This window comes from Paraburkholderia dipogonis (assembly GCF_046027395.1).
Classification (GTDB): Bacteria; Pseudomonadota; Gammaproteobacteria; order Burkholderiales; family Burkholderiaceae; genus Paraburkholderia; species Paraburkholderia dipogonis_A.
In genome coordinates, this window is sequence record NZ_JAQQEG010000013.1 from 60306 (window position 1) to 85705 (window position 25400).

20 protein-coding genes are annotated in these 25400 nt (G+C 64.5%); 16 read left to right on the forward strand and 4 right to left on the reverse strand.

Annotated features, from left to right (window positions below; genetic code table 11):
• Positions 1 to 155: 155 nt before the first annotated feature.
• The 9 genes from fusA to PQR32_RS15065 all read left to right on the forward strand — a co-directional run bounded on the left by fusA (position 156) and on the right by PQR32_RS15065 (position 11873).
• Positions 156 to 2261: an elongation factor G gene (gene fusA / locus PQR32_RS15025; RefSeq protein WP_408227898.1), complete on the forward strand. Its 2106-nt coding sequence runs from the start codon at positions 156 to 158 to the stop codon at positions 2259 to 2261.
• A 177-nt stretch (positions 2262 to 2438) separates the two neighbouring features.
• Entirely contained in the window at positions 2439 to 2954 is a 516-nt protein-coding gene (locus tag PQR32_RS15030) for a cupin domain-containing protein (protein ID WP_408227901.1), read from the forward strand.
• A gap of 22 nt (positions 2955 to 2976) precedes the next feature.
• On the forward strand, positions 2977 to 3999 hold the full coding sequence (locus PQR32_RS15035) for a HoxN/HupN/NixA family nickel/cobalt transporter (protein WP_408227904.1): 1023 nt from the start codon (positions 2977 to 2979) through the stop codon (positions 3997 to 3999).
• Between the two features lie 314 nt (positions 4000 to 4313).
• A complete protein-coding gene (locus PQR32_RS15040) occupies positions 4314 to 5978 on the forward strand; it encodes an ABC transporter substrate-binding protein (RefSeq protein WP_408227907.1) in 1665 nt (554 codons plus the stop codon).
• 41 nt (positions 5979 to 6019) lie between these two features.
• Positions 6020 to 7030, forward strand: a complete 1011-nt coding sequence (locus PQR32_RS15045; RefSeq protein WP_408227910.1) for an ABC transporter permease — start codon at positions 6020 to 6022, stop codon at positions 7028 to 7030.
• Entirely contained in the window at positions 7027 to 7893 is an 867-nt protein-coding gene (locus tag PQR32_RS15050) for an ABC transporter permease (protein ID WP_408227913.1), read from the forward strand. Before PQR32_RS15045 ends, PQR32_RS15050 begins: the two co-directional genes overlap by 4 nt.
• Positions 7890 to 10073, forward strand: coding sequence for an ABC transporter ATP-binding protein (locus PQR32_RS15055; protein ID WP_408227915.1), 2184 nt, complete (start codon positions 7890 to 7892; stop codon positions 10071 to 10073). Before PQR32_RS15050 ends, PQR32_RS15055 begins: the two co-directional genes overlap by 4 nt.
• Before the next feature lie 359 nt (positions 10074 to 10432).
• On the forward strand, positions 10433 to 11047 hold the full coding sequence (locus PQR32_RS15060) for a hypothetical protein (RefSeq protein WP_408227918.1): 615 nt from the start codon (positions 10433 to 10435) through the stop codon (positions 11045 to 11047).
• Between the two features lie 334 nt (positions 11048 to 11381).
• Positions 11382 to 11873: a hypothetical protein gene (locus PQR32_RS15065; RefSeq protein ID WP_408227921.1), complete on the forward strand. Its 492-nt coding sequence runs from the start codon at positions 11382 to 11384 to the stop codon at positions 11871 to 11873.
• A 27-nt stretch (positions 11874 to 11900) separates the two neighbouring features.
• Here the strand turns inward: PQR32_RS15065 and PQR32_RS15070 are convergent, their stop codons facing one another.
• Positions 11901 to 12746 carry an aldo/keto reductase gene (locus PQR32_RS15070; protein ID WP_408227924.1) on the reverse strand — a complete coding sequence of 282 codons (846 nt, stop codon included), beginning with the start codon at positions 12744 to 12746 and terminating at the stop codon, positions 11901 to 11903.
• A 190-nt stretch (positions 12747 to 12936) separates the two neighbouring features.
• On the opposite strand from PQR32_RS15070, the gene PQR32_RS15075 reads away from it, so the two are divergent.
• On the forward strand, positions 12937 to 13683 hold the full coding sequence (locus tag PQR32_RS15075; protein ID WP_012434145.1) for a GntR family transcriptional regulator: 747 nt from the start codon (positions 12937 to 12939) through the stop codon (positions 13681 to 13683).
• 84 nt (positions 13684 to 13767) lie between these two features.
• On the opposite strand, the gene PQR32_RS15080 is transcribed toward PQR32_RS15075, so the two are convergent.
• The gene (locus tag PQR32_RS15080; RefSeq protein WP_408227927.1) at positions 13768 to 15159 is read right to left on the reverse strand and encodes a CoA transferase; all 1392 of its coding nucleotides are present in this window, start codon (positions 15157 to 15159) and stop codon (positions 13768 to 13770) included.
• Between the two features lie 116 nt (positions 15160 to 15275).
• Here PQR32_RS15080 and PQR32_RS15085 point away from each other — a divergent pair, with 116 nt between their 5' ends.
• Positions 15276 to 16517, forward strand: a complete 1242-nt coding sequence (locus PQR32_RS15085) for a citrate/2-methylcitrate synthase (protein WP_408227930.1) — start codon at positions 15276 to 15278, stop codon at positions 16515 to 16517.
• 36 nt (positions 16518 to 16553) lie between these two features.
• On the opposite strand, the gene PQR32_RS15090 is transcribed toward PQR32_RS15085, so the two are convergent.
• Positions 16554 to 16859, reverse strand: coding sequence for a DUF2917 domain-containing protein (locus tag PQR32_RS15090; RefSeq protein ID WP_408227933.1), 306 nt, complete (start codon positions 16857 to 16859; stop codon positions 16554 to 16556).
• Between the two features lie 189 nt (positions 16860 to 17048).
• Here PQR32_RS15090 and PQR32_RS15095 point away from each other — a divergent pair, with 189 nt between their 5' ends.
• The 3 genes from PQR32_RS15095 (at position 17049) to PQR32_RS15105 (ending at position 21763) form a co-directional block, all read left to right on the forward strand.
• Positions 17049 to 18467 carry an aminotransferase-like domain-containing protein gene (locus PQR32_RS15095; RefSeq protein WP_408227935.1) on the forward strand — a complete coding sequence of 473 codons (1419 nt, stop codon included), beginning with the start codon at positions 17049 to 17051 and terminating at the stop codon, positions 18465 to 18467.
• 311 nt (positions 18468 to 18778) lie between these two features.
• Positions 18779 to 20236 (forward strand): multidrug transporter subunit MdtD, encoded by a 1458-nt coding sequence (mdtD, locus tag PQR32_RS15100; protein WP_132373367.1) that lies wholly within the window; start codon positions 18779 to 18781, stop codon positions 20234 to 20236.
• Positions 20237 to 20488: 252 nt separating this feature from the next.
• The gene (locus PQR32_RS15105) at positions 20489 to 21763 is read left to right on the forward strand and encodes an EAL domain-containing protein (RefSeq protein WP_408228243.1); all 1275 of its coding nucleotides are present in this window, start codon (positions 20489 to 20491) and stop codon (positions 21761 to 21763) included.
• On the opposite strand, the gene PQR32_RS15110 is transcribed toward PQR32_RS15105, so the two are convergent.
• Positions 21719 to 22705 (reverse strand): sigma-70 family RNA polymerase sigma factor, encoded by a 987-nt coding sequence (locus PQR32_RS15110; RefSeq protein ID WP_408227938.1) that lies wholly within the window; start codon positions 22703 to 22705, stop codon positions 21719 to 21721. The two genes, PQR32_RS15105 and PQR32_RS15110, sit on opposite strands and share 45 nt — an antisense overlap.
• Positions 22706 to 23005: 300 nt before the next feature.
• Here PQR32_RS15110 and clpP point away from each other — a divergent pair, with 300 nt between their 5' ends.
• Entirely contained in the window at positions 23006 to 23653 is a 648-nt protein-coding gene (gene clpP, locus PQR32_RS15115) for an ATP-dependent Clp endopeptidase proteolytic subunit ClpP (protein WP_408227941.1), read from the forward strand.
• Positions 23654 to 23899: 246 nt separating this feature from the next.
• Entirely contained in the window at positions 23900 to 25342 is a 1443-nt protein-coding gene (locus PQR32_RS15120; RefSeq protein ID WP_408227944.1) for an NYN domain-containing protein, read from the forward strand.
• Positions 25343 to 25400 lie beyond the last annotated feature (58 nt).

A 25400-nucleotide genomic window follows, 5' to 3' on the forward strand; every position in this document is an offset into this window, starting at 1 on the left:
TGCCAGCAGGCGTTCGCGTCCGCCTGGCAAGATTCCTGCAAAAGACGGGCCGACGCGCTATCCTAGTAATCTTAGTAAAGCAGCACCAGGCTCCCCGGGCAGCACAGACTGCCGCCCGGCAAGCGTTTCAGGCGCGCCATTCCAAGGAGGTTCACGTGCCCCGCAAGACTCCCATCGAGCGCTACCGGAATATCGGCATCAGCGCTCACATCGATGCCGGCAAAACCACCACCACTGAACGCATCCTGTTCTACACCGGCGTGACCCACAAGATCGGCGAGGTTCACGACGGTGCGGCAACGATGGACTGGATGGAACAGGAGCAGGAGCGCGGCATCACCATCACGTCGGCGGCCACTACCGCTTTCTGGAAAGGCATGGCCGGCAACTATCCGGAACACCGGATCAACATCATCGACACCCCCGGACACGTCGACTTCACGATCGAAGTGGAGCGCTCCATGCGCGTGCTCGATGGCGCGTGCATGGTGTACGACTCGGTCGGCGGCGTGCAGCCGCAATCGGAAACCGTGTGGCGCCAGGCGAACAAGTACAAGGTGCCGCGCATTGCGTTCGTCAACAAGATGGACCGCGTGGGCGCGGACTTCTTCCGCGTGCAGCGGCAGATCGGCGATCGCCTGAAGGGCGTCGCGGTGCCGATCCAGATTCCGATCGGTGCGGAAGAACACTTCCAGGGCGTGGTCGATCTGGTCAAGATGAAGGCAATCTTCTGGGACGAAGAGAACCAGGGCATCAAATTCGAGTACCGTGATATTCCGCCGGAACTCGCGGCGACCGCGAAGGAATGGCACGACAAGATGGTCGAGGCCGCGGCCGAAGCGAATGAGGAACTGCTCGACAAATACCTCGGCGGCGAAACGTTGACCGAAGAGGAAATCAAGCACGGCATTCGCGTACGCTGCATTGCCAACGAAATCGTGCCGATGCTGTGCGGCAGCGCGTTCAAGAACAAGGGCGTGCAGGCCATGCTCGACGCGGTGATCGACTATCTGCCTTCGCCGCTCGACGTGCCCGCCATCACCGGCCATGACGAGCATGACAACGAAATCGAGCGTCATCCGAACGACAGCGATCCGTTCTCGGCACTCGCCTTCAAGATCATGACCGACCCGTTCGTCGGCCAGCTGATTTTCTTCCGCGTCTATTCGGGCGTGGTGAATTCGGGCGACACGGTCTACAACGCGATCAAGGAAAAGAAGGAACGCCTTGGCCGGATCTTGCAGATGCACGCCAACGAGCGCAAGGAAATCAAGGAAGTCTACGCGGGCGACATCGCCGCGGCCGTCGGCCTGAAGGAAGCGACCACGGGCGACACGCTGTGCGATCCGAACCACGTGATCATCCTCGAAAAGATGATCTTCCCGGAACCGGTGATCTCGCAGGCCGTCGAGCCGAAGACCAAGGTCGACCAGGAAAAGATGGGCATCGCGCTGAACCGTCTTGCCCAGGAAGATCCGTCGTTCCGCGTGCAGACAGATGAAGAATCCGGCCAGACCATCATCTCCGGCATGGGCGAGTTGCACCTGGAAATTCTGGTGGACCGCATGAAGCGGGAGTTCGGCGTCGAAGCCACCGTCGGCAAGCCGCAGGTCGCGTATCGCGAGACGGTGCGCAACAAGATCGAAGATGTCGAAGGCAAGTTCGTCAAGCAGTCGGGCGGCCGCGGTCAGTACGGCCACGCGGTGATCACGCTGGAGCCGGCGCCGCAAGGCAAGGGCTACGAATTCGTCGACGCGATCAAGGGCGGCGTGATTCCGCGCGAGTACATTCCGGCGGTCGACAAGGGCATTCAGGAAACGCTGAAGGCCGGCGTGCTGGCGGGCTATCCGGTGGTCGACGTGAAGGTGACGCTGACCTTCGGTTCCTACCACGACGTGGACTCGAACGAAAACGCGTTCCGCATGGCTGGCTCGATCGCCTTCAAGGATGCGATGCGCAAGGCCAGGCCCGTGCTGCTCGAACCGATGATGGCCGTCGAGGTGGAAACACCGGAAGACTTCATGGGCAACGTGATGGGCGACCTGTCGAGCCGTCGCGGGCTCGTGCAAGGTATGGAAGACATCGCCGGTGGCGGCGGCAAGCTGGTGCGCGCCGAAGTGCCGCTCGCGGAGATGTTCGGCTATTCGACGTCGCTGCGCTCCGCGACCCAAGGCCGCGCGACCTACACGATGGAATTCAAGCATTACGCGGAAACGCCGAACAACGTGGCTGAAGCCGTGATCAACGCAAAGCACAAGTAAGCACAACGCCGTAAGCAGCACATGCCCAACGGCTCGAAGCCCGTCCCTGTGGACGGGCTTTTTTTTCATCCGCTGCACCGCACACAGGGCTTCTTCACACGCACGTTTTTGAACATGCAAAAATGCCAGACGGCGCCGTGCCGAACGCCGGGACTCACGCTCTCGAGGAGACACATCATGAGCCAGGATCACGAACACCCGCATTACAAGGACGTGCCGCCGGCCGGACCGGTCGATTGGCGCGAGCACGGCGTGAAGGTCATCAAAGGCGATCAGCTCGATAGCAACACCGTGCAGACGCCGGGCATGAATCGCGCCGCCGCGATCAACGCCGCGCGCGTCGGCGCGCAGAAGATCTGGGCCGGCACCGTGACGATCCATCCGAACGCGAAGACCGGCGCGCATCATCATGGCGCGCTCGAAAGCGTGATCTACGTGGTGCGCGGCCAGGCGCGCATGCGCTGGGGAGAGCATCTGGAGTTCACCGCCGAAGCCGGCCCCGGCGATTTCATCTTCGTGCCGCCGTATGTGCCGCATCAGGAAATCAACGCGAGCACCGACGACCCGCTCGAATGCGTGCTGGTGCGCAGCGACAACGAAGCGGTGGTGGTCAATCTGAACATCGACGCGGTGGAACAGCCGGAGACGGTGTTCTGGGTCGATCCGATTCACAAGCATCCGCACGATCACTAACTCTTTCCCGTCCACGCGACTCATGACGCCGACCGCTTCCCTACGCCCTCGCCTCATCACACTGTACGCCGTGCTGATCGCCGCCAATCTCGGCGCGTGGGCGTGGGCGCTGCTCGCGTTTCGCCAATACCCACTCCTGCTCGGCACCGCGCTGCTCGCGTATGGCTTCGGCCTGCGTCATGCGGTCGACGCGGATCACATCGCGGCAATCGACGCCGTCACGCGCAAGCTCATGCAAACCGGCAAGCGTCCGCTCGGCGTCGGGCTATCGTTTTCGCTGGGGCATTCGACGATTGTCATTCTGGCGACGATCGGCATCGCGTGGACCGCGCATTCGCTGCACGACCGTTTCGAAACCTTCAAGGCCGTGGGCGGCACGATCGGCACGCTCGTCTCCGCGAGCTTTCTGTTGGTGCTGGCCGCCGTCAACCTTGTGATTCTGCGCGACGTGTGGCGCCGTTACCGGCACGTCCAACGCAGCGGCGAATTGCCTGTTCAGACGCCGGACTCGATTGCGCCGGCCGGTCTGCTGTCGCGCGCGCTGCGGCCGCTCTTCAGGCTCGTGACGAAAAGCTGGCACATGTACCCCGTCGGCGTGCTGTTCGGGCTCGGCTTCGATACCGCGACCGAGATCGGTTTGCTGGCCATTGCCGCATCGGAAGCCGGCAAAGGCCTCCCGCTCTATTCGATTCTCGTGTTCCCCGCGCTTTTCACCGCCGGCATGACGCTGGTCGATTCGACCGACAACGTGTTGATGGTCCACGCCTACGGCTGGGCCATGGACGACCCGAAACGCAAGCTCTACTACAACGCGAGCATCACATTCGTCTCGGCGGTGGTGGCGATTGTGATCGGCGGCGTCGAGGCATGGGGACTGCTGTCGGACAAGCTCGGTCTGAACGGCGGCGTGTGGGAACTGGTGGCCGGCGTGAACAACCGCTTCGGTGTGCTGGGTTACGGCATCGTCGCGGTGTTCATGGCGTGCTGGATCGGCTCGGTGCTGTTCCATCGCTGGCGGCGTCCGGACGATGCGGTCGCGCGGTAAATCCAACACCTTTGGCGCGCTGCGATCGGTAAGGTTTCCGCCGCTGCATTGGCCATTAAGCGGTCGCAACGGCACGCGCACCAGGCACGCCTCGAACCGTGGCCGCGCCAAGCGTTGTGGTGACGATACACGGCGGCCCCTTTATCCGCAAAACGGGAACCCGGCGGCGCCGCAAGCGCGCCGAATCCATGGGCAATCGCTTACACTGAACCCGCTTCACCTCGTCGCTTTCGTCATTGCAATACCTCGCCCTGTCGCGCGCATCCGGCGCGGCCCTTCAGAACCGGCAACAGAACGGACTGGACACTCCATCGATGAAGACTCCCGCGGACCGATTTCTCGCACTCGACGCAGCCCGCCTCACCGCCGACGCCTACGGCAACCACGCCATCGACGAATTCCTCGCCGGCCGCATCACGCGCCGCGATCTGTTGCGCTATGCCAGCGTGATCGGTTTGTCGCTGGTGGGCGGCGGCGTGCTGAATGCGCCGCAAGCGCGTGCGCAGGGCACCGCTGCCGCGTCGAATCAGACGATCCGTGTGGCTCACCTGACGCCCGCTGGCGCCGTCGATCCGCTCACGGTGACGGACGCCGCCAGTCTTGCGCTGCTGAATCAGACCGGCGAATTCCTGATCGACGACGACGGCGAAAAGCTCGTGCTGAAGCCGGCGCTCGCCTTGTCGTGGAAACCGAACGACAAGGGCGACGTGTGGACCTTCAAGCTACGTCCCAACGTCAAGTTCCACGACGGCCAGCCGTTCACCGCCAAAGACGTGGTCGCCACGTTCGACCGCCTCGCCGATCCGGCAAGCGGCTCGGCGGCGCTGTCCGTGCTCAAGGGCGTGCTGTCGAAAGGCGGCGCGAAAGTGGTCGACGACCACACGGTCGCGTTTCATCTGGATGCGCCGAACGGCAACTTCCCGTATTACGTTTCCTCGGACAATTACAACGCCGTGATCCTGCCCGCGAACTATGCTGGCGGGTATGAAAAGAGCTTCATCGGCACGGGCCCGTTCAAGCTCGAAAAGTATCAGGCGAAGGTGGGCGCATCGTTCGTGCGCAATCCCGATTACTGGGGCGAGAAAGCGTTGCCGCAACGCGTACAGTTCTCCTTCTACGCCGACGAGCAAGCGCAATTGCTCGCGCTGCAAGGCCATCAGGCCGATGTGATGGGCACCTTCACCGTGCAGGGCGGCGCCGGCATTCTGAACAATCCGGACTACAAGGCCGTGGGCGTGAAGTCGAGCGCGCATCGGCAGATTCACATGCGCAACGACAATCCGTTGTTCAAGGACAAGCGTGTGCGCCAGGCGCTGGCGTTGTCGCTCGATCGCGACGTGCTGGTGCGTGGTCTGTTCAAAGGGCGCGCGCAACTCGGCAACGACAGTCCGTTCGCGCCGGTGTTTCCGTCGTCGGATGCGGGCGTTCCGCAACGCAAGATCGACGTCGCGAAGGCCAAGGAACTGCTTGCGCAAGCGGGCGTGCCGAACGGCTTCGACGTGACGCTGACCACAGAAAAATACATGGAGATTCCCGATCTCGCGGTGGTCGTGCAGAACGCGGCGAAGGCCATCGGCGTGCGCATCAATCTGAAGGTCGAGAGCCAGTCGCTGTATTACGGCGCGGGCACGCCGGGCAAATCGGATTGGCTGGACTCGCCGCTCGGCATTACCGACTACGGTCATCGCGGCGTGCCGAACGTGTTCCTGAATGCGCCGCTCACCAGCACCGGCACGTGGAACGCCGCGCATTTCAAGAATCCGCAATACGATCAACTGGTCGCGCAATTCGTCGCGGCCATCGATCTCGGCTCGCAGAAGAAAATCTCCGCGCAGATCCAGACGCTCCTGCTCGACGAAACGCCCATCATCATTCCATTCTTCTACGATCAACTGATCGCCATGCGCAAGGGTGTGAACGGCGTGCGCTTCACTGCGCTCGCGCAACTCTATTTCGATCGCGCGGTGTTGAGCGCGTGATGTTGAACGCCTAAGCGCAGACGGTTCCGCAGGAGAGCACGATGTCGACCACGGTGACCCCTTCCGCTTCCCAGGTATCGAGAGGCAACGCGGGCCGCGTCGTGCGTTTCCTGGCGACGCGTGTGGGCTTGTCGTTGATCACGCTATGGCTGCTGTCGGTGATCGTGTTCGCTGGCGGACAACTTCTGCCCGGCGATATCGGCCGCGCGGTGCTCGGGCCGCTCGCCGATGCGCGCGCGGTCGCCGCCCTCAATCATCAGCTCGGCGCGGACCGTCCACTGATGACGCAATATGTCGACTGGATTTCGCATTTCGTACGCGGCGATATGGGGCTGTCCTACGCTTATCGCGAGCCGGTCCGCCCGTTTATCGCCGAGGCGCTCGCGCATTCCGCCAAGCTCGGCTTGCTCGCGTTCATCGTCGTCGTGCCGCTCGGCATTGCAGGCGGCGTGTGGTCGGCCATGCACGCTGGGCGCTGGCTCGATCGCACCATCAGCATCGCTGGACTATCAGCGACCGTCGTGCCGGAATTCGTTTCGTCGATCGTGCTGATCCTGGTGTTCGGCGTGTGGCTGCGCTGGCTGCCGATCGAAGCGTCGTATCCGCCCGAAGCGAGCGCACTCGAGCAGCTGCGGCATCTGGTGCTGCCGGTGCTGCCGCTCGTACTGGTGTTCTTCGGCTATATCGCGAGAATGGCGCGCGCCGGCACCGTCGAGGCGCTCGATGCGGACTACACGCGCACCGCGATTCTCAAAGGCCTGCCGCGTCATATCGTGATCTGGCGGCACGTGTTGCGCAATGCGTTGCTGCCCACCATCACAGTGGCCGCCACGCAACTCGGTTATATGATCGGCGGCCTCGTGGTAGTCGAGACGCTATTCCATTATCAAGGCATCGGCTCGCTGATCTACAACGCCGCCAAGGCCAAGGATTTTCCGATGCTCGAAGCCGGCGTGCTCACGATCGGCGTGGTCTACACCGTCGCCAATCTCGTCGCCGATGCGCTGCATGTCCTGCTCAATCCGCGGCTGCGGGTGAGGAGCGCCGAATGAGCACTATCGTTCCGCCGACTCCACGTGTCGCTGCCGAGCCGCGCTTCGACCAGTTGCGCGTGCTGCTGCGCTCGCCCACCTTCGTGGTGGGCCTGGTGATCGTCGCGTGGTGGATCGTCTGCGCCATTGCCGGGCAGTGGATTGTGCGCATCGATCCGTACGCGTCCGATCCGCTCAATTCGCTAACGCCACCCGACAGCACGCATTGGTTCGGCACGGATCAACTGGGGCGCGACGTGTTCTCGCGCGTGATCGTCGGCGCGCGCGACATTCTCACCATCGCGCCGCTCGCGACTTTGCTCGGCACGATAGCGGGCACCACGCTGGGATTGATCGTCGGCTACTTCGAAGGCTGGGTCGACAACGTGGTCGGGCGCGCGATCGACGCCGTGCTCGCGCTGCCGCTCGTGATCGTCGCGCTGCTCGCGCTCGCCGCGGTCGGCGCGTCGAACTTCACCGTCATTCTCGTGATCGGCATCACCTTCACGCCGATCACCGCGCGCACTGTGCGCGCCGCCGTGTTCGCCGAGCGGCATCTCGACTACGTCGCCGCGGCGCAACTGCGCGGCGAACGTGCGCCCTACATCATGTTCGCCGAGATTCTGCCGAACGTGCTGCCGCCCATCATCGTCGAAGCGACGGTGCGGCTCGGTTACGCGATCTTCGCGGTCGCCACGCTATCGTTCCTCGGTTTCGGCATTCAGCCGCCGTCGGCCGACTGGGGCCTCGCGCTGTCCGAGTCATACACGCTGATGGCGGGCGGCGCGTGGTGGACCGTCGTGTTCGCGGCCGGCGCGATCGCCAGCCTGGTGGTCGGCGTGAACCTGATCGCCGACAGCGTGCAAGGCGTGCTCGACCGATGAACGGCCCGCCGCCCTCCTCGTTCCCCGCCTTCGACGTCTCGAAGAGCGATCGCACGGACGCGCTGACCGTCGTCGGACTGACAGTCACGTACCGCATGCGCGGACGCGATCGCGAAGTGCTGCAGGACATTTCGTTTCGCGTGCGGCGCGGCGAAGCGTACGGTCTGGTCGGCGAATCCGGCTGCGGCAAGTCGACGGTCGCGATGGCAGCGCTGCGCTATCTGCCGCGCAACGGCAAAGTGAAGGCCGGGAAGATCATCATCGCCGGCGAGGACGTGCAGAAGCTCAACGCCGACGCGTTGCGCAACATGCGCGCCAATGCGATCTCGATGGTCTATCAGGATCCGGGGCGCGCGCTGAATCCGTCGCTGACGATCGCGCGCCAGGTCTCCGAAGCGTTCGAAGCCGCCGGCGTCGCGCGTGACGAAGCCTTGCGGCGCACGCACGAGATGCTGCAACGTGTTCGCATCGCCGCGCCCGAGCGGGTGATGGAGAGTTATCCGCATCAACTGTCGGGCGGCATGCAACAGCGCGTGGTGATCGCCATGGCGCTCGCCTCGAATCCCGCGCTGCTGATTCTCGACGAACCGACCACCGGGCTCGATGCGACCGTCGAAGCGGAAGTGCTCGACCTCGTCGCGCAGTTGCGCAAGGAACTTGGCACCGCGGTGCTCTTCATCAGCCACAACCTCGCGGTGATCGGGCGGATGTGTGAACGCGTCGGCGTGCTTTACGCGGGCAAACTGGTCGAGGAAGGCGCGACGCAAGATGTCTTCTCGCGGCCGCGTCATCCGTATACGGTCGGACTGTTGCGCTGTTTGCCCACGGCCGGGCGCAGCAAGGACAGCGAGCGGCTCGATACGATCGCGGGCAGTCTGCCTTTGCCGGGTTCGGTTACGCAGGGCTGCATTTACGCCGACCGCTGCCGCCTCGCCGACGACCGCTGCCGCCGTGAAGCGCCGCCGCCGTATCGCGTGAGCGCCACGCGCGGCGATCAGATGTCGCGCTGCCATTACCACGAACGCGCGATCGAATTGCCCCGTGCGAGCGCGGAAGCCTTGCCCGAGCACAACGGCGCGTCGCTCGACGGCAAGCCTCCTGCTCTCGTGCTGCGGGCAGAAAAACTCTCGAAGACATTTCATGTCTCCGGTGCCCCGCTGCGCGCGGTCGACAATGTCTCGATCGACCTGGCTAGCGGAGAAACGCTGGGCCTCGTCGGCGAATCGGGCAGTGGCAAGACGACGCTCGCCAAGCTGATGCTCGGCCTGCTCACGCCGGATGCCGGCAGCGTGCTCGAACTCGACGGCGCGCCGCTCGCCGCACGCGTCACGCGGCGCAACAACGATCAGGTCAAGTCCCTGCAGATCGTGTTTCAGAATCCGGACTCGGCGCTCAATCGGGCGCATTCGGTGAAACGGCTGATCGGACGCGCGCTGTCGCGACTCACCGCGCTGCGTGGGCCGGCCATCGACGAACGGCTCGCCACGTTGACGGCCGCCGTGCGCTTGCCGGAGCGCTATCTCGGCTCTCGCACGCGGCAACTGTCCGGCGGGCTCAAACAGCGGGTGGCGATTGCCCGCGCGTTTGCCGGCGAGCCGCGCGTGGTGGTCTGCGACGAACCGACTTCCGCGCTCGACGTCTCCGTGCAGGCCGCGATCCTGAACCTGCTCGCCGATCTGCAACGCGAGCGCGGCGTCAGTTACGTTTTCATCTCGCACGACCTGCATGTGGTTCGCTATCTGTCGGATCGCATCGCGGTGCTGTATCTGGGCAGGCTGCTGGAAATCGGACCGGCTTGCGCCGTGTTCGAAGGACCGCATCATCCTTATACGGAAGCCTTGCTGTCCTCGGTGCCGACACTCGATGGTCACGGTGGCACGACCCGCATCCGCTTGTCCGGCGATTTGCCGAGCGCGGCATCGCCACCATCCGGCTGCGTGTTTCATACGCGCTGCCCGCGCAAGCTCGGCGCGATCTGCGAACAGCAGGACCCACCGTTCGTCGATGCCGGCGAAGGCAACGCCACAACGCCGTCCGCGCATCGAATCCGCTGCCACATCCCCGTCGACGAATTGCGCGCGCTGCAAACCGCGTCACGCGATGATGCGGGAAAAGTCGCGGGCAAGGTCTCTGGCAACGGATCGGAAAGCGCGCCCGAGAACGCCGGGCGTAACGAATAACACGGCATAGCGCGGCATCGAGGCCGCGCGTTTCATCGCCGAAACGTTTTCCTGTGTTTTTTCAGCGTGCGCATCGCACATCCCTATCCCACGCCTGTTAGCGCAAGGCTTTCCGGCCAGTGGCATGGATATCGCTAAGTACTGACCAGACATCGCGATGCAATGCATGGCAACGGAGGGCAAAGCGCTTGCCCACACACCGGCTCCGCAGCCGGGAAGACAATGATGAGTGGTTGACCGACATCGGCAGGACAACCTCGGGGGGGCGACGAGGCCGGCGTACCGACAGGCCCGCTGCTGCTGACTCAGCGTGAGAGATGGCGGCAACGAGGTGTCGTCGTTCCCTCGGGAGAGACGTGATGAAAACCATAAGATTCAATCAGTACTACTGCGGGGTTATTCGGAGTGCGGCGATCGTAGCGGGTGTCGTTGCTCTGACGACTCAGGCGGCGTATCCGGCCTCGACGGATGTGATCCCCAAATGGATGGTGCTCGCCGACGCGCCGCTGCCGGCCAGCGCCGCGCAGGGCACAGCGCAACTCGCGCAGAGCGACGGCGCGGCGCCCGGTGGATTGGCAACCGGCGCGGCAGCCGGCGAACCCACCGCCGCCGACGACGACGCCGCTCTGGTATTTCAACCGCATGACTGCAGCGGCGCCAACGTCAGTGGATGCGCGCCTCACCGCGGCGGCAGCGGTAGTAACGGTGCGGCGAGTTCGGGCAATAGTGGCGCGGGTTCGAATAGCGGCGCAGGCGGCTCGGGCAGCGGCAACTCCGGTGCAAGTGGAAGCGGCAAGGGGAGTGGTGGCGGAAGCAGCGGCGGCGGGAGCGGCGGTGGCGGAAGCAGCGGCGGCGGAAGCAGCGGCGGCGGGAGCGGCGGCGGCGGTTGCGGAGGCTCCAGCGGCGGCGCCGGCGCCGGCGCAGGAGCAGGCGGCGGTAACGGTGGTGGCAATGGTGGAGGGAACGGGCACTAGCAATCGCCTGGTCTCTGGTTCGGGTGCCCCCGCGCCCTAACCTCACTCGTGTCACGTTCCGGTTTACCGTTCGCTGTCCGCCGGCATCGGCGGTGATGTCTCGGTCCCCCGGTCGAGCGTCACCGCCCGAGGCCGGTCGGTTTGAGCGATCCACGTAAGCGGGGCGATAACCCGTGGCGACGCGGATTCGGACCGCACACTCAAACCGCGCACGCCGACGCGTTCGCAGGCGGCTATAACTCGAACAATCGGCCGCCCGTGCGCGCGTAACCGGAACCAAACCGAAGCGATCGCCTCATATCAGATTCAACGTTCGATATGAGGGCACCACAACATGCAACGAAACGTCCCCCCCTCGGCGGCACGCGCGGTCACCGGCCTGTTGATGGCCGCCGCGCTCAGCCTCGCATCGCTCGCTCAGGCGCAAACGGCAGCACAAACACCTGCGCAAACAGCGCCGGCGGCACAGCCGCTCTCACCGACATTGTCACAAGCCGCACCGCCGGTCGATCCCACCTTCTCCGCCTATTCGCTCGCGCAGACCTGCAAGCAGAAGAACGACAACGTCGCGCAAGGCCAATGCGTCGGCGCGATTCGCGGCATCATCCACGGCTATCAGTACGGCGTGCTGTTCCTCGGCCAGCGCACCGCGTTGCCGGCCAATGAAACGCAGCGCGTGTCGCTGTGCCTGCGCAATACGCAGGTGTCGTCGATCGTCGACGAATTCGTCGCGGACGCCGCCCAGGTCAACGAAGATTCGCTCAAGCACACCCCCGCGGAAGTCGCGGTGCTCGGCTCCGTACACATGCACCACGGCTGCAATTGACGAGGCGCGCGCGGCGCCTCGCGGCGCTTACAGCATTTCGAGCGGACGCTTGCCGCGCGGCGGCTTGAAATAAGCGTCGATAGCGGCCAGTTCATCGGCGCCGAGTTGCAGTTGCGACGCGCGATGGTTGTCGCGCACGTGCTCGACGCGCGCCGCCTTGGGAATCGCAAACACGCCGGGCTGGCGCAGCACCCACGCGAGCGCCACCTGGAACACCGAGACGCCGCGCGCGTCGGCGATATCGTCGAGCGGCGAACGCTTCGGCAGGCGCGCGTGATCCACCGGGCTGTACGCCATGGCCGGCATCTTGCACGCGGCGAGCCACGGCAGCAGATCGAAATCCGGCCCGCGGCGCGCCACGTTGTAGAGAATCTGATTGGTCGCGCAAGCATCGCCGCCCGGCGTGGCGACGAGTTCTTCCATGTCCTCGGTGTCGAAATTGCTGACGCCCCAATGGCGGATCTTGCCGGCCCGTCGCAGGGCCTCGAAGCCCTCGACCGTTTCCGCGAGCGGCACCGAGCCGCGCCAATGCAGCAGATACAGATCGAGCTGATCGGTCTTCAAACGCTTGAGACTCTGCTCACAGGCCGCGATCACGCCGCGCCGGCTGGCGTTGTGCGGATACACCTTGCTGACCAGAAACACCTTGTCGCGCAAGCCTGCCAGCGCTTCGCCCAGCAGCGATTCAGTCGCGCCGTCGCCGTACATTTCCGCCGTATCGATCAACGTCATGCCGAGTTCGACGCCGCAACGCAGCGCGTCGATTTCAGCGGCATGCCGCGCCGGCATTTCTCCCATCTCCCAGGTGCCCTGCCCCAGTTTCGGAATGCGCTCGCCGTCGGGCAGGCTCACGCTTGCGATGTCGCTCGTCATGCTGACTCCTCGAAGTGGCTCAATGGTCGGCAATGCCGCTGCGCAGACGAATGCGCGCCGCATGCCACGAAAATCATAGCGACGAGTTTAGCGGTTCAATCGGCCTTCGGCCGGGGACCAGGCAAAAGCCCGCTATAACACAGCGCGCCGATGTCATAGAATTGCCGCTTGCCCTTCTTGCGTGAGCTCCATGACCTCTGCCTCGGAAGACCGCTGGCGCGACCTGCGCCCGGACCCGGAAAACGACACACCGCTATATCTGCAACTGGCTCGCAAACTCGGCGCCGCCATCCACGAGAACCGCTGGAACGCGGGCGAGGCACTGCCCTCGGAGCGTGTGCTCTCCGAGGCGCTGGGCGTATCGCGGATCACGTCACGCAAGGCAATTGCGTTGCTGGTCGAGCAGGGGTTGATTCGGCGCACTCAGGGCGCGGGCAGTTTCATCACACCACGCTACGAAGATCCGCTATCGCGTCTGTCGAGCTTTAGCGAAATGCTGCGGCGACGCGGCTTTACGCCGAGTTCGAAGTGGCTGTCGCGCGAAATCCTACCGGCCAATCGCGACGAGGTAATTCAGCTCGGTTTGTCGCCGGCGGCGGCGGTGACGCGGTTGCGGCGCTTGCGGATGGCCGACGGCATTGTGATGGCCGTCGAGAACTCCACCTTTCCCGCCGCGGTGATTCCCGATCCTCAAGCGATCGGCGATTCGCTCTACACGTATCTGGAGAATCGTGGACTGACGATTGTCCGCGCGTTGCAGCATTTCCGCGCGGTGAACGCGAGCGAGGAAATCGCGCAACAGATGAGCATCGCGCCGAACGAGGCCCTGCTTTTGATCACGCGTGTGGGCTACACCGCCGACCAGCGCGCGATCGAATTGACCGACACGTACTGCCGCAATGATTACTACGACTTTGTCGCGGAGTTGAGGAAGTAGTAGTCGGGTCATTGCGCTGTGTGCGGCGCATGCTCCGGTTGTGTGTCGGCACACGCGTCGCCGCAGGCAGCTTACTTAAAGTCCTCACTCCCACTTAGCCTCATGCGCGCCTACTCGAGTCGGTGGCAGCGCGAAATACGCAGGCGTCTCGTCCAAAGCCTCAGCCGGCTGCACGCCTAGCACGCGTCCAAACTCCGACTCCACGGTCGCGAGGCAATCACGCACATCGTCGAGCGTGACGTCGGGCGCCTTCCAGCCCTCGGGAATCTGCCCGAACGACTGCAGCCATCGACCCGTTTGCGCGAGCGAGACGCGCACATGCCAGCTTCCACCTTCGGTGGCCCGCCGCGCCAACGCGGCCATCGCGCCGAAAGCCGCCAGATAACCGGTCGCATGATCCAGCGCCTGACACGGCAAATGCTTGGGCTCGTTCCACCCCGCCGCCTGCCGCTCAGTAAAGGCAATCCCGCTTGCCGACTGCACCAGGCTATCGAACCCGCGTCGTTGAGCCCACGGCCCCCCGTGCCCATACGCGGACACCGACACGTAGACGATCCCTGGCCGCACACGTGCCAGTTCCTCGGGACCGAAACCGCGCGCGGCCAGCGCTCCCGGGCGATATGCCTGCAGAAATACATCGGCGTCGGCGGCGAGGCCGCGCAAAACCTCGCGCCCCGCCGCGTCGCGCAGATCGGCGAGAGCCGAACGCTTGCCGCGCCCGTTGTCGATCACCAGCGGCGCGATATTCGGCAGATGCGGCCCGTTGATCATCAACACGTCCGCGCCATGCTGCGCGAGCGCCCGCCCGGCCACCGGCCCGGCAATGATGCGCGACAGATCCAGCACCCGCACGCCCGCCAGCGGCCGAGCCGCGCCGCCCGCGCGTGGCGGCTCGGCCGGCGCGTCGCCGATGCGCTCGATCTCGAAGAGCGGCAAGCCCGCAATTGCTTGCGCCTGATCGAGCGCGGCCCACTCGTCGGGCGTGCGAATCAGCGCCGCGCAGAGGCCGGCGTCGGCGAGCGTCTGGTCGAGCGTCGCGCCATCCCAATTGCGAATCGCGGCGGCCACAGCAGCAGGATCGCTCTCGCAGCCGAGCACCTGCAAGACACCCTGAAGGTGATGCGCGAAGTTCGTGTGCAGTTGAATCCAGTGGCCGTCGCGCGTCTCGTAGAAACCCGTCACTGGATCGCGCAAGGCGGGCGGCGGCCCGTCGTCGACACGCAAATAGCGCTCGCTGCGAAACGACGCGAGGGCGCGCCGCAACTCGACGGTCACGTGCTGCCTCCGTCCTGTGCGCAAACGCTGGTATTCGGCCGCCGCAAGGCCGGTCGCGGCGATGCTCGCCGAGGCCAGGCTGCCGACCCGGTAGACCGACGGCAAGCCCGGATCGGCGCCGGTCAGCGTGACGGAATGCAGCGCCGTCGGATCGCACCCGGCGAGCGTCCAGATATGTTTGAGAGCGAGTTCAGGTGTCATGTCGTCCGTAACGAAGCAGGAAGAAGGTGAAACGAGTCTAGAATTCCACCCCGTCGCAATCAATCTTGATTATGATAATCAATATATATTGATTTCTTCGGTTTCCGCACTTTTCCATGCCAACCTCGAACTCCCTGACCGCCGCTGAAGCCGCCGCGACACTCGGCATCAGCTTGCCCACGCTCTACGCGTATGTGAGCCGCGGCATGTTGAGCTCGTCGCCGGATGCGCAGGGCAAGCATCGTCTCTACGACGCCGGCGAAGTGCGACGCCTCGCGCGCCGCAAGGAAGACGGCAAGCGCGCTGGCAAGGTTGCGCAGAAGGTGCTGGACTGGGGCGTGCCCGTGCTCGAATCGTCCATCACGCTGGTCGCCGATGGGCGTCTGCTGTATCGCGGACACGATGCGATGGAACTGGCGCAAGGCGCGTCGCTCGAGGACATCGCGGCGCTGCTGTGGGAATGCAGCGCGAGGCGCATTGCCGATGCCCCGGCCGTGCCGTTCGCCACCGCACAATGGGCCGCGTGGCTCAAGCTCTGGGGCGACAGCACGCCGCTCGATCGCGCGCTCGTGCTGTTGCCGGCCGCCGCGGCACAAATGCCGCGGGTGTGGGCGCTCGGCCGCGATGCGCAACTCGACACGGCCTGCGCCGTCATGCGCCTGCTGGCCGCCGCGATGATCTCGGCGGCGCCGTCGAACGAGCCGCTGCATCGGCAACTGGCTTTAGCGTGGCACGTGCGTAATCGCCAGCAGGCCGGCTTGCTGCGCGCGGCGCTGGTGGCCTGCGCGGATCATGAGTTGAATGCGTCGACCTTCACGGTGCGCTGCATCACGTCGACGGGGACGCACCTGTTCGGCGCGGTGGCGGGTGGTCTCGCCGCCTTGTCAGGCCCGCGGCATGGCGGTGAAACGGTGCGCATCGCCGCGCTGCTCGAAGAAGCGTCGCGCGCGCCCGATCTCGACCGTTATCTGGCGAACCGCCTTGCCCGCGTCGAACACGGCGCGCACGGGCCGGTGCTGTCGGGCTTCGGTCATCCGCTTTATCCGGACGGCGACCCGCGGGCGCGGCTGTTGTTGGCCATGCTCGCCGACTGCGCGCCGGCGCGTTCGCCGTTGCCTGAAGTGCTGGGATTGGTGCGCACGGTGCGCGACACGACCGGCGCGGAGCCGACCGTGGACTTCGCGCTCGCCGCCATCGAGCGAGTGCTGGCGTTGCCGGCTGGCGCCGCCTTCACGCTGTTCGCGGTCGGCCGCGTGGTCGGCTGGATTGCGCACGCCATGGAACAGACGCGCGACGGCCGCTTGATCCGGCCGCGCGCGCGTTACATCGGGGAGTATGAGGCTGCCGGGCCGGACTGAGGCGCCGCGAACCCGGCTGATTCGCTCGACGAATTGTCAGGCCGCGCCGAGCCAGCGCGGCAGCCAGTTCAAGACCGGCGAGCCCAGCATCGGCTTCGTTGCCGTGCGCTCGGAGCCGCTCGCCAGCGCAAAGCGCGCGCCGGCCTGCCCTGCGCTGATCCATGCCACCGCCCGACGCGGCAGTTCGATCGACTCGCCGGTAGCGAGCCAGTGATCTTCGCTGTCGCCTTCGATAGTCAGCCAGATCTCGCCTGAGATCACCTTGAAGATCGACGGACGCGCGACACGCCAGGCTGCCGCGGGCTCGCCATGTTCCAATTCGAAAATCCGGACTTCACGCATCGCTCTCTCCTTCAAAGAACTTTCTGTTGTACCGATTATTGACGTGCGATGATCGAATACCCATGCACAGTTCCGAACACTTCCATCGGAACTGTTCAGTTGAAAAACCGGACAGTTGGCGCGGGCAGCGGGTTTTTTTGGCGCAGAGCTCGGGCGCATCCGGCCTGCGTTCGGTGAAGGAGGATCCTCATGAAACTCGAAATCCAGCTCGATCGAGACAATGGCGTGCCGCTGACCGAGCAGATTGTCACCGGCGTCACGACGTGGATCCGCTCGCGCATCGCCCACCCCGGTGCGAAGCTGCCGTCGATTCGCCAGTTCGCCGCCGACTACGGCGTGAGCCGCTTTCCGGTGATCGAGGCTTACGACCGGCTGGTGTCGCTCGGCTACGTCGACTCGCGCCACGGCTCCGGCTTCTATGTCGCCGACCGCCAGCCGGCGAGCACGCAATCTCAGGGCACCTCGGACCCTCGCCGCGCCGAGGGCGAGTCGGACCATCTCCTGCAGCAGTTCAACCATCCGGGCGAAACGCTCAAGCTCGGCAGCGGCTTCATTCCTGAAGGGTGGCGCGACACGGACAGCATCGCGCAGGCCATCCGTCACGTGTCGCGCACCGATGCGGCGAGCATGGTCGATTACGCTACCCCGCTCGGCAACCTGACTTTGCGCGAGCATCTGCAAAGCCGCATCGGCCAGTTGGGGATTCAGGCTGACACGTCGCAGATCCTCATCACCAACGGCGCCAGCCAGGCATTCGATCTGCTGTTGCGCTACATGCTCAAGGCAGGCGACACGATCTTTGTCGAAGACCCCGGTTACTACAACCTCTACGGTCTGCTGAAGCTGCACGGCGTGAAACTGATCGGCATTCCGCGCACGCGCAACGGTCCCGATCTGGATGTGATGCAGGAGCAGTTGAAGACACACCGGCCCAAGTTGCTGTTCATCAACACTGTGTTCCACAATCCGACGGGCACCAACGTAGCGCCGCCGGTGGCTTTCCGGCTGTTGCAGCTGGCCCGCGAGCACGGCTTCTCGATCATCGAAGACGACATCTACGCCGATTTTCAGACCGACCTCACCGATCGCCTCGCCACCCTCGACCAGCTCGAACACGTGATCTATGTGGGCGGCCTGTCGAAGACGCTGTCGTCGTCGCTGAGGATCGGCTGTGTGGTCGCGAGCCACGCAATCATCAAGGATCTGGTCGACATCAAGATGCTGACGAGCATCGGCGGCTCGCGTTTTGCGGAAGCGGTCGCCGTGGCGATGCTGGAGCGCGGCGCGTATCGCAAGTATCTGGAGCGCCTGCGCCGGCGTATGCGCGATGCGCTCGGTTCGACCATTCAGACGCTCGAGGACGCCGGCTGGGAAATTTTCGACAAGCCCGTGGGCGGGAAATTCGTGTGGGCTCGCGTGCCGCATGTCGCCAATGCGGAACGGCTGGTGGAGTGCGGCGTGCCGTTGGGCGTGACCGTCGCGCCGGGCAACTACTTCCGGCCGAATATGGAAGTGAGCCCTTGGACCAGGATTCACATCGCATTCGGTAACGATCCGCGTGCGCAAGCGTTCTTTCGCGCGGCGGCGGCGTTGCCGGCGTCGGAGTGAGTTCGGGATGATTGCGGTTGTCGCTTGGCTGTTGGGTTGCGTTGGCTACGTGAGGCGCATGGTTGAGCGGTCTGGCTGAGTTGGCTGGGTTGGCTGGCTGGGTTGGCTGGCTGGGTTGCCTGCCTGACTTGCCTGCCTGACTTGCCTGCCTGACTTGCCTGCTTTGAGTTGCCTGCTCTGAGCGGGCCGCGCCATTGGCCGCCGCAAGCCGCGCTCGAGCCGCCGCCTGACCATCACACCCGCTGCGCCGGCCCGCGCTTTTCCCTAGAATAGCGAGTCCCAGCCCGTCCCTGCGCGCCTAGCCGCCCTCCATGTCCACGCCGACTCCGCCCGCCACCACGCCCGGTACGTCCAGTACACCTTCGCCCCGCTCGCTCACCGTGATGCTGTGGGTCGTCGCCACCGGCTTCTTCATGCAGACGCTCGACTCGACCATTGTCAACACCGCGCTCCCCGCGATGGCGACGAGCCTCGGCGAGTTGCCGCTGCGCATGCAATCGGTGGTGATCGCCTATTCGCTGACGATGGCCGTGATGATCCCGGTGTCCGGCTGGCTCGCCGACAAGCTCGGCACGCGCCGCGTGTTCTTCAGCGCGATCCTCGTGTTCGCAGTCGCCTCGTTGCTATGCGCGAACGCGCATACCTTGAATCAGCTCGTGGCCTTCCGCATCATGCAGGGCGTGGGCGGCGCGATGCTGCTGCCGGTCGGACGGCTCGCGGTGCTGCGTACCTTTCCGGCCGAACGCTATTTGCCGGCGCTCTCATTCGTGGCGATCCCGGGCTTGATCGGCCCGCTAATCGGCCCTACGCTCGGCGGCTGGCTCGTGAAGATCGCCTCGTGGCACTGGATCTTTCTGATCAACGTGCCGGTGGGGATCGTCGGTTGCATCGCGACGTTCATCTACATGCCGGATAGCCGGAATGAACATGTCGGCAAGTTCGACATGAAAGGCTATCTGCTGCTGATCGTCGGCATGGTGGCGATTTCGTTCGCGCTCGACGGCCGTACCGAGTTCGGCATTCAGCACGCCACGGTGCTCGTGCTGCTGATCCTGAGCCTCGCCTGCTTTGTCGCCTACGGTTTGCACGCCGTGCGCGAACCGACGCCGATTTTCTCGCTCGACCTCTTCAAGATCCACACCTTCAGCGTCGGCCTGCTCGGCAATCTGTTCGCGCGCATCGGCAGCGGCGCGATGCCTTATCTGATTCCTCTGCTGTTGCAGGTAAGCCTCGGCTACAGCGCGTTTGAAGCCGGCATGATGATGCTGCCGGTGGCGGCTGCGGGCATGGCGTCCAAACGTCTCGTGACGAGCCTGATCATCAAGCACAGCTATCGACGCGTGCTGATCATCAACACGGTGCTGGTCGGCTTGACCATGGCAAGCTTCGCGCTTACCACCGCGAACCAGCCGCTGTGGCTGCGACTCGTGCAACTGGCGTTCTTCGGCGGCGTCAACTCGATCCAGTTCACCGCGATGAACACCTTGACGCTCAAGGACCTGGGCACCGGCGGCGCGAGCAGCGGCAACAGCCTGTTTTCGCTGGTCCAGATGCTGTCGATGAGTCTCGGCGTGACAGTGGCCGGCGCCCTGCTTGCAACCTTCACCGGCCTGCTGCCGCGCGTGACGGCCGCCAATTCGCTGCCCGCGTTCCACGCGACGTTCCTGTGTGTCGGCATCATCACGGCAGGCTCGTCGTGGATCTTTGCGCAACTGTCGCCGGACATCCGCACGCCCGCGAAAAAGACCGATCCTTCCGAACGGACCTGATGCAGGTCTACCCAGCCGCGCGCCCCGCGACCGACCCGCAAAGGGGCGCGGGCCGCACCAGCGAAGTGCGAATCGTCGCCCTCGCACCCGTGCTGGCGCACAATCGTCTTATCTGAGTGTGACAACCGGGCATTCGTGCTGTGTTTCCGCACGCGCATAGTTCTTGCTCGCCTATCCTGTAAACTCACATTTTGCGCGTGCGAACTTGTGTCGAGCATGCAGGCGCGCAGCCACCTCCACACGACTGACATGATGAGCATGATCGAACTCGATCCTCCCGGCTTCCAGCCACCGCGCCCGATGGCCGGCGACGAAGGCTCCCGGCGCACCGTTCTGTACGGCGGCTACACTGTTTTCAGCGTGTTCCAGCCGGTTTTCTCCGTGTCGCACCGGCGCGCGATCGGTTATCACGCGTCGCTGCGCGCCCATGACGAACACGCGGTGCAGGTGCCGTCGCACGAGGTTTTCACGCAAGCCGCGCGACGCGGCGACCTGCTCGAACTCGGGCGGCTTGCCGAATCGCTGCATCTGGGCAACTTCAACGCGTTCGACAGTCATGACGAATGGCTCTTCCTGAGCCTGCACCCCGCTGCGCTGATGGACACCAGTTACGGCGACGCACTGCTCGCCGGCCTCAAGGCGCTCGGCTTGCCGCCGCAGCGCGTGGTGCTCGAAGTATCCGAACAGGCGGGCGGCGAAACCACGCGCTTTGCCGAGATCGTCGACGCGCTGCGTAAATCCGGCTTCCTGATTGCGCTCGACGGCTTCGGTGCGAAGCATTCGAACATTGACCGCGTGTGGAATCTACGGCCGGACATCGTCACGCTCGACCGCTGCATTCTCGCGCAAGCCAGCGAACATTCGCACATTGAACGCGTGCTGCCGGGCCTCGTCTCGCTGCTGCACGAATCCGGCCAACTGGTGCTGATGGGCGGCCTGAGCACCGAACGCGACGCGCTGATCGCGCTCGAATGCAACGTGGACTTCGTGCAAGGCGCGTTCTTCGCGGGCCCGAGCGTCGAACCAGTCAAGCCACAAGCGGCGGCCGGTTTGATGGACTCGCTTTCCGCGGCGCTGCGCGAACGGGTCACCGCGCGTGAACATGCACAATCGGCACGGCTCGCCCCGTATGTCACGGCGCTCGAGACGGCCGCCGCGCAACTGGTGGCCGGCGAGTCGGTCGCGCAAGCCACTGCGCCGCTTCTGATGCTCGGCGAGACGGCACGCTGCTTCGTGCTCGACGGGTCGGGCCGGCAGATCGGCGACAACGTGCTCCCACCGGGGCGCGCCTCGCAACGCGCGAAGCGTTTCCGCCCGCTGCTGCATTCGGAAGGCGCAAGCTGGGAGCGCCGACCGTACTTTATCCAGGCGATGCGCACGCCCGGCCATGTGCATCTCACCCCGCCTTATCTGTCGATCAACGAAGCGCATCTGTGCGTGACCGCCTCGATCGCCGCGCACACGCCGACGGGCACGCAGGTGCTATGCGTGGACATCAACTGGGAAGTCGCAGCTCACCGCAACTGAGTTCGTGGCGCTCTGCTGGATCCGTGCGAGCAGTTGCGTAACTGCCGTGCGGCCCAGCATGCGGTTGGTGGCCCGCAAACGCGCCGCGCTGGTCACTACGCGCATTGCGACGATCTTCGTGGAACCATCCGCCAGACTGTTCGTGGACACGTCGAGCACGCCGACGACGTCGCCCTCGAAGAGCAAGGCGATACACAATGTGCCCGCCACCGACACTGTCTCTGCGTTGCTCGCGTGCTCGACGAGCGACGTTACCGTATCCATCCACCCCGCCGCCGCCGGTTCCGACATGCTCACTCGCGCGCACGCAGGCGCGTCGCTGACGACTTCCGGCGCATCACTAAAGAGCCGCAATAAGCCGACTCGATCCTGCGCCTCCAACGCCGTGCGCAAGCGTTCCACGATCCGCGCATGCGCTGCGGGATCGGCGGGCTCCGCGGGCGCACCCGCGCGTTGCAGGCGCGCCTTGGCCCGATGGACGATCTGCCGGCAGGCCGCCGGCGTTCGCTCGAGAATGGCCGCGATCTCCGCGTAGTCACAATCAAAGGCTTCGTGCAGAACGAACGCCGCCCGTTCGTCCGGTTTCAGGCGCTCGAGCAGCAGCATGACGCCATAGGACATTTCCGCCGCGCGCAAGGCGAGTTCTTCCGCCGACGGCGCCACCTCGTCGAGCCACGGCTCCGGCAACCAGCCGGCGGCCTGCGACGCGCGTTCGCGCTGCACACGCCGCAGCCGGTCGATCGCGACGCGCGTGGTGATCGTGGTGAGCCAGGCGACAGGTATCTGAACCTCCTGCGTGTCCGCGAGGTGCCATTTCAATCCGACGTCCTGCACCACGTCTTCCGCTTCGGCGCGGCTGCCGAGCATCCGGTACGCCAGCGCGAGCAGGCGGGCGCGCACGGCCTCGAAGCTGGATGCCTTGTCGATTCCTTGTTCCGTCATACGTAGACCTCCAGATCGTGCGTGGTGAAAAGCGCGCGGCGCCCCGCCTGCGAAATGATCCGGGCGCGCGCCGACATCCTGTTTCTTTTCGTCTTGACGGCTGGGCATCGAACGATGTGACAGCCCCGCCAAAAAATATTTCTGTCACGGCGTCCTGTGTCGCGTCGTCATAGGGACAACAACCGGCGCAATGAACGCGCGGGTTCCGGATCGGCCAGGGCACAGCAAGGGCGCTTCGTGCCACGAGGCCACGCGCTCCGCACAAATCACGGTCACCCAGACCGCATACACGAGGTCAACATGCATTCGAGCAATCCAGACATCACCGGCCTTGGCCTCGTGCCCACCGTGATCGAACAGTCCGGCCGCGGCGAGCGCGCCTACGACATCTATTCGCGCTTGCTGCGCGAACGCATCGTGTTTCTGGTCGGGCCTGTGAACGAGCAATCGGCCAGCGTGATTGTCGCGCAGTTGCTGTTTCTGGAGTCCGAGAATCCCGACAAGGATATTTCTTTTTACATCAATTCGCCGGGCGGTTCGGTGTACGACGGCCTCGCGATCTACGACACCATGCAATTCATCAAACCGGAGGTATCGACCTTGTGCACCGGCTTCGCCGCGAGCATGGGCACCTTTCTGCTGACAGCCGGCCAGCGCGGCAAACGGTATGCCTTGCCGAACGCACGCATCATGATTCATCAGCCGTCAGGCGGCAGCCAGGGCACGGCGGCGGATGTCGAGATTCAGGCGAAGGAAGTGCTCTATCTGCGAGAGCGCCTGAATGCCATAACGGCCGAGCGCACCGGGCGCAGCATCGAGGAAATCGCCCGCGACACCGACCGCGACAACTTCATGTCAGCACAGGCCGCGAAGACGTACGGTCTCGTCGATGAGGTGCTGGAAACACGCGCGGCGCTGAATGTCGCGTCGTATCACCAGGACAGGTAGCACGGTGGCGGCCCGCGTGGTCGATCCACTGCGAACCAACGCCGTAAGGTCGTGACCCTGAGACTGTTGAGGCACCGCGTCGACGAACCTGCGAAACCTTGGAGAACGTCACAAAAAGCGCGCGCCGTCGCGGGTTCGCGCCGCCCGTATCGGTGCGCCCGGAACACAAAAGCTGATCACCTCCGCTGGAATCGCTATCATGGTCGCGATTCGTCGAATTCGACGATCGCTTCAATGGAGATATTCATGGCGTCATCCAACGAAACCGTCAGCATGGCGCTATTCTGCGACTTCGAAAATGTCGCGCTCGGCGTGCGTGACGCGAAGTACGACAAGTTCGATATCAAGCTGGTGCTCGAACGTCTGCTGCTCAAGGGCAGCATCGTCGTGAAGAAAGCGTATTGCGACTGGGACCGCTACAAGAGTTTCAAAGGCGCGATGCACGAGGCCAATTTCGAGTTGATCGAGATTCCCCACGTGCGCCAATCGGGCAAGAATTCCGCCGACATCCGGCTCGTGGTCGACGCGCTCGACCTTTGCTATACGAAATCGCACGTCAACACGTTCGTGATCATCAGCGGCGACTCGGATTTTTCGCCGCTGGTGTCGAAGCTGCGTGAGAATGCCAAGCAGGTGATCGGCGTCGGCGTGCAGCAATCCACGTCCGATCTGCTGATCGCGAACTGCGACGAGTTCTTCTTTTACGACGACCTCGTGCGGGAGAGTCAGCGCACGGTCGCCAAGCGCGAGTCGTCGCGCCCGCAACAGTCTGCCCAGCCGGCGGCCAAACGCGCGCCCGACGAGGAAAAGACCCGCAACAAGGAAGACCTCGAAAAGCGCCGCACCAAGGCGGTCGAGATCGCGGTGCAAACGTTCGACGCGCTCGCGTCCGAACGCGGCGACAGCGGCAAGATCTGGGCGTCGGTGCTGAAGAACGCGATCAAGCGCCGCAAGCCGGATTTCAACGAGACGTACTACGGCTTTCGCGCTTTCGGCAATCTGCTCGAAGAAGCGCATGCTCGCGGGCTGCTCGAGTTCGGCCGCGACGAGAAGTCAGGTGCATATGTGTATCGAAGCACGGCCGCGAATGTGGCCGGCGACAACGCAGGCGAGTCTGTCGAAGTCGTGGAGCCGGCGGAACAGTTGTATGAGGCGCAGGTCGCCGAAACGGTGATCGCCGAGTCGGGCGGCAAACACGAGTCTCGCCGTCGAGGACGAGGCAATCGCAAAGCAGGACGCGGCCAACAGGAGACCGTTCACGAAGAGCGTACGGCCGTCGAGCATGGCGGCGGCGCGCAGGTTCAAACGGACGACGTGCGCGCGCAAGCGCCGGACAATGCCGAGTTCGTTTTTGAAGTGCCGCAAGCGCCTTTCGCGGAGCCTGAAACCGCGATCGCTGAAGAATCCGGTGGCTCGGAGAGCCCGGCAGAAGCAGACGAGCGAGATACAAGCAGCAAGCAACCCAAGCGCCGCAGTGACCGCGCGCCGCGCAAGACGGCTGCGAAGCGAGCAAAGAAAGCTGCGCCACGAGGCATCGACGATATTCCGGAGATCGCAGCGCCTGCTGAAGCGCCGGCCGCGTCTGCCACAGCGGAAGAAGCGCCCGCGCCGGCAAAAAAGGCCGCACGCAAGACTGCGCCGCGCAGTCGCCGTCCGCGTAAGACGGCCGCGACGAGCGACGCGGAGTGAGCGTGATATTTGGCGCGGTGTAGCGGTGTCGATGTGGCTGCCGCTGCACTGGCGCCAA

Coding starts and splice junctions, on each gene's coding strand:
- PQR32_RS15035 (WP_408227904.1), top strand. CDS start 2,977: ATGACGCCGACCGCTTCCCTACGCCCTCGCCTCATCACACTGTACGCC.
- PQR32_RS15050 (WP_408227913.1), top strand. CDS start 7,027: ATGAGCACTATCGTTCCGCCGACTCCACGTGTCGCTGCCGAGCCGCGC.
- mdtD (WP_132373367.1), top strand. CDS start 18,779: ATGTCCACGCCGACTCCGCCCGCCACCACGCCCGGTACGTCCAGTACA.
- PQR32_RS15085 (WP_408227930.1), top strand. CDS start 15,276: ATGCCAACCTCGAACTCCCTGACCGCCGCTGAAGCCGCCGCGACACTC.
- PQR32_RS15090 (WP_408227933.1), bottom strand. CDS start 16,859: ATGCGTGAAGTCCGGATTTTCGAATTGGAACATGGCGAGCCCGCGGCA.
- PQR32_RS15120 (WP_408227944.1), top strand. CDS start 23,900: ATGGCGTCATCCAACGAAACCGTCAGCATGGCGCTATTCTGCGACTTC.
- clpP (WP_408227941.1), top strand. CDS start 23,006: ATGCATTCGAGCAATCCAGACATCACCGGCCTTGGCCTCGTGCCCACC.
- PQR32_RS15080 (WP_408227927.1), bottom strand. CDS start 15,159: ATGACACCTGAACTCGCTCTCAAACATATCTGGACGCTCGCCGGGTGC.
- PQR32_RS15070 (WP_408227924.1), bottom strand. CDS start 12,746: ATGACGAGCGACATCGCAAGCGTGAGCCTGCCCGACGGCGAGCGCATT.
- PQR32_RS15095 (WP_408227935.1), top strand. CDS start 17,049: ATGAAACTCGAAATCCAGCTCGATCGAGACAATGGCGTGCCGCTGACC.
- PQR32_RS15065 (WP_408227921.1), top strand. CDS start 11,382: ATGCAACGAAACGTCCCCCCCTCGGCGGCACGCGCGGTCACCGGCCTG.
- PQR32_RS15045 (WP_408227910.1), top strand. CDS start 6,020: ATGTCGACCACGGTGACCCCTTCCGCTTCCCAGGTATCGAGAGGCAAC.
- PQR32_RS15060 (WP_408227918.1), top strand. CDS start 10,433: ATGAAAACCATAAGATTCAATCAGTACTACTGCGGGGTTATTCGGAGT.
- PQR32_RS15105 (WP_408228243.1), top strand. CDS start 20,489: ATGAGCATGATCGAACTCGATCCTCCCGGCTTCCAGCCACCGCGCCCG.
- PQR32_RS15075 (WP_012434145.1), top strand. CDS start 12,937: ATGACCTCTGCCTCGGAAGACCGCTGGCGCGACCTGCGCCCGGACCCG.
- PQR32_RS15030 (WP_408227901.1), top strand. CDS start 2,439: ATGAGCCAGGATCACGAACACCCGCATTACAAGGACGTGCCGCCGGCC.
- PQR32_RS15055 (WP_408227915.1), top strand. CDS start 7,890: ATGAACGGCCCGCCGCCCTCCTCGTTCCCCGCCTTCGACGTCTCGAAG.
- PQR32_RS15110 (WP_408227938.1), bottom strand. CDS start 22,705: ATGACGGAACAAGGAATCGACAAGGCATCCAGCTTCGAGGCCGTGCGC.
- PQR32_RS15040 (WP_408227907.1), top strand. CDS start 4,314: ATGAAGACTCCCGCGGACCGATTTCTCGCACTCGACGCAGCCCGCCTC.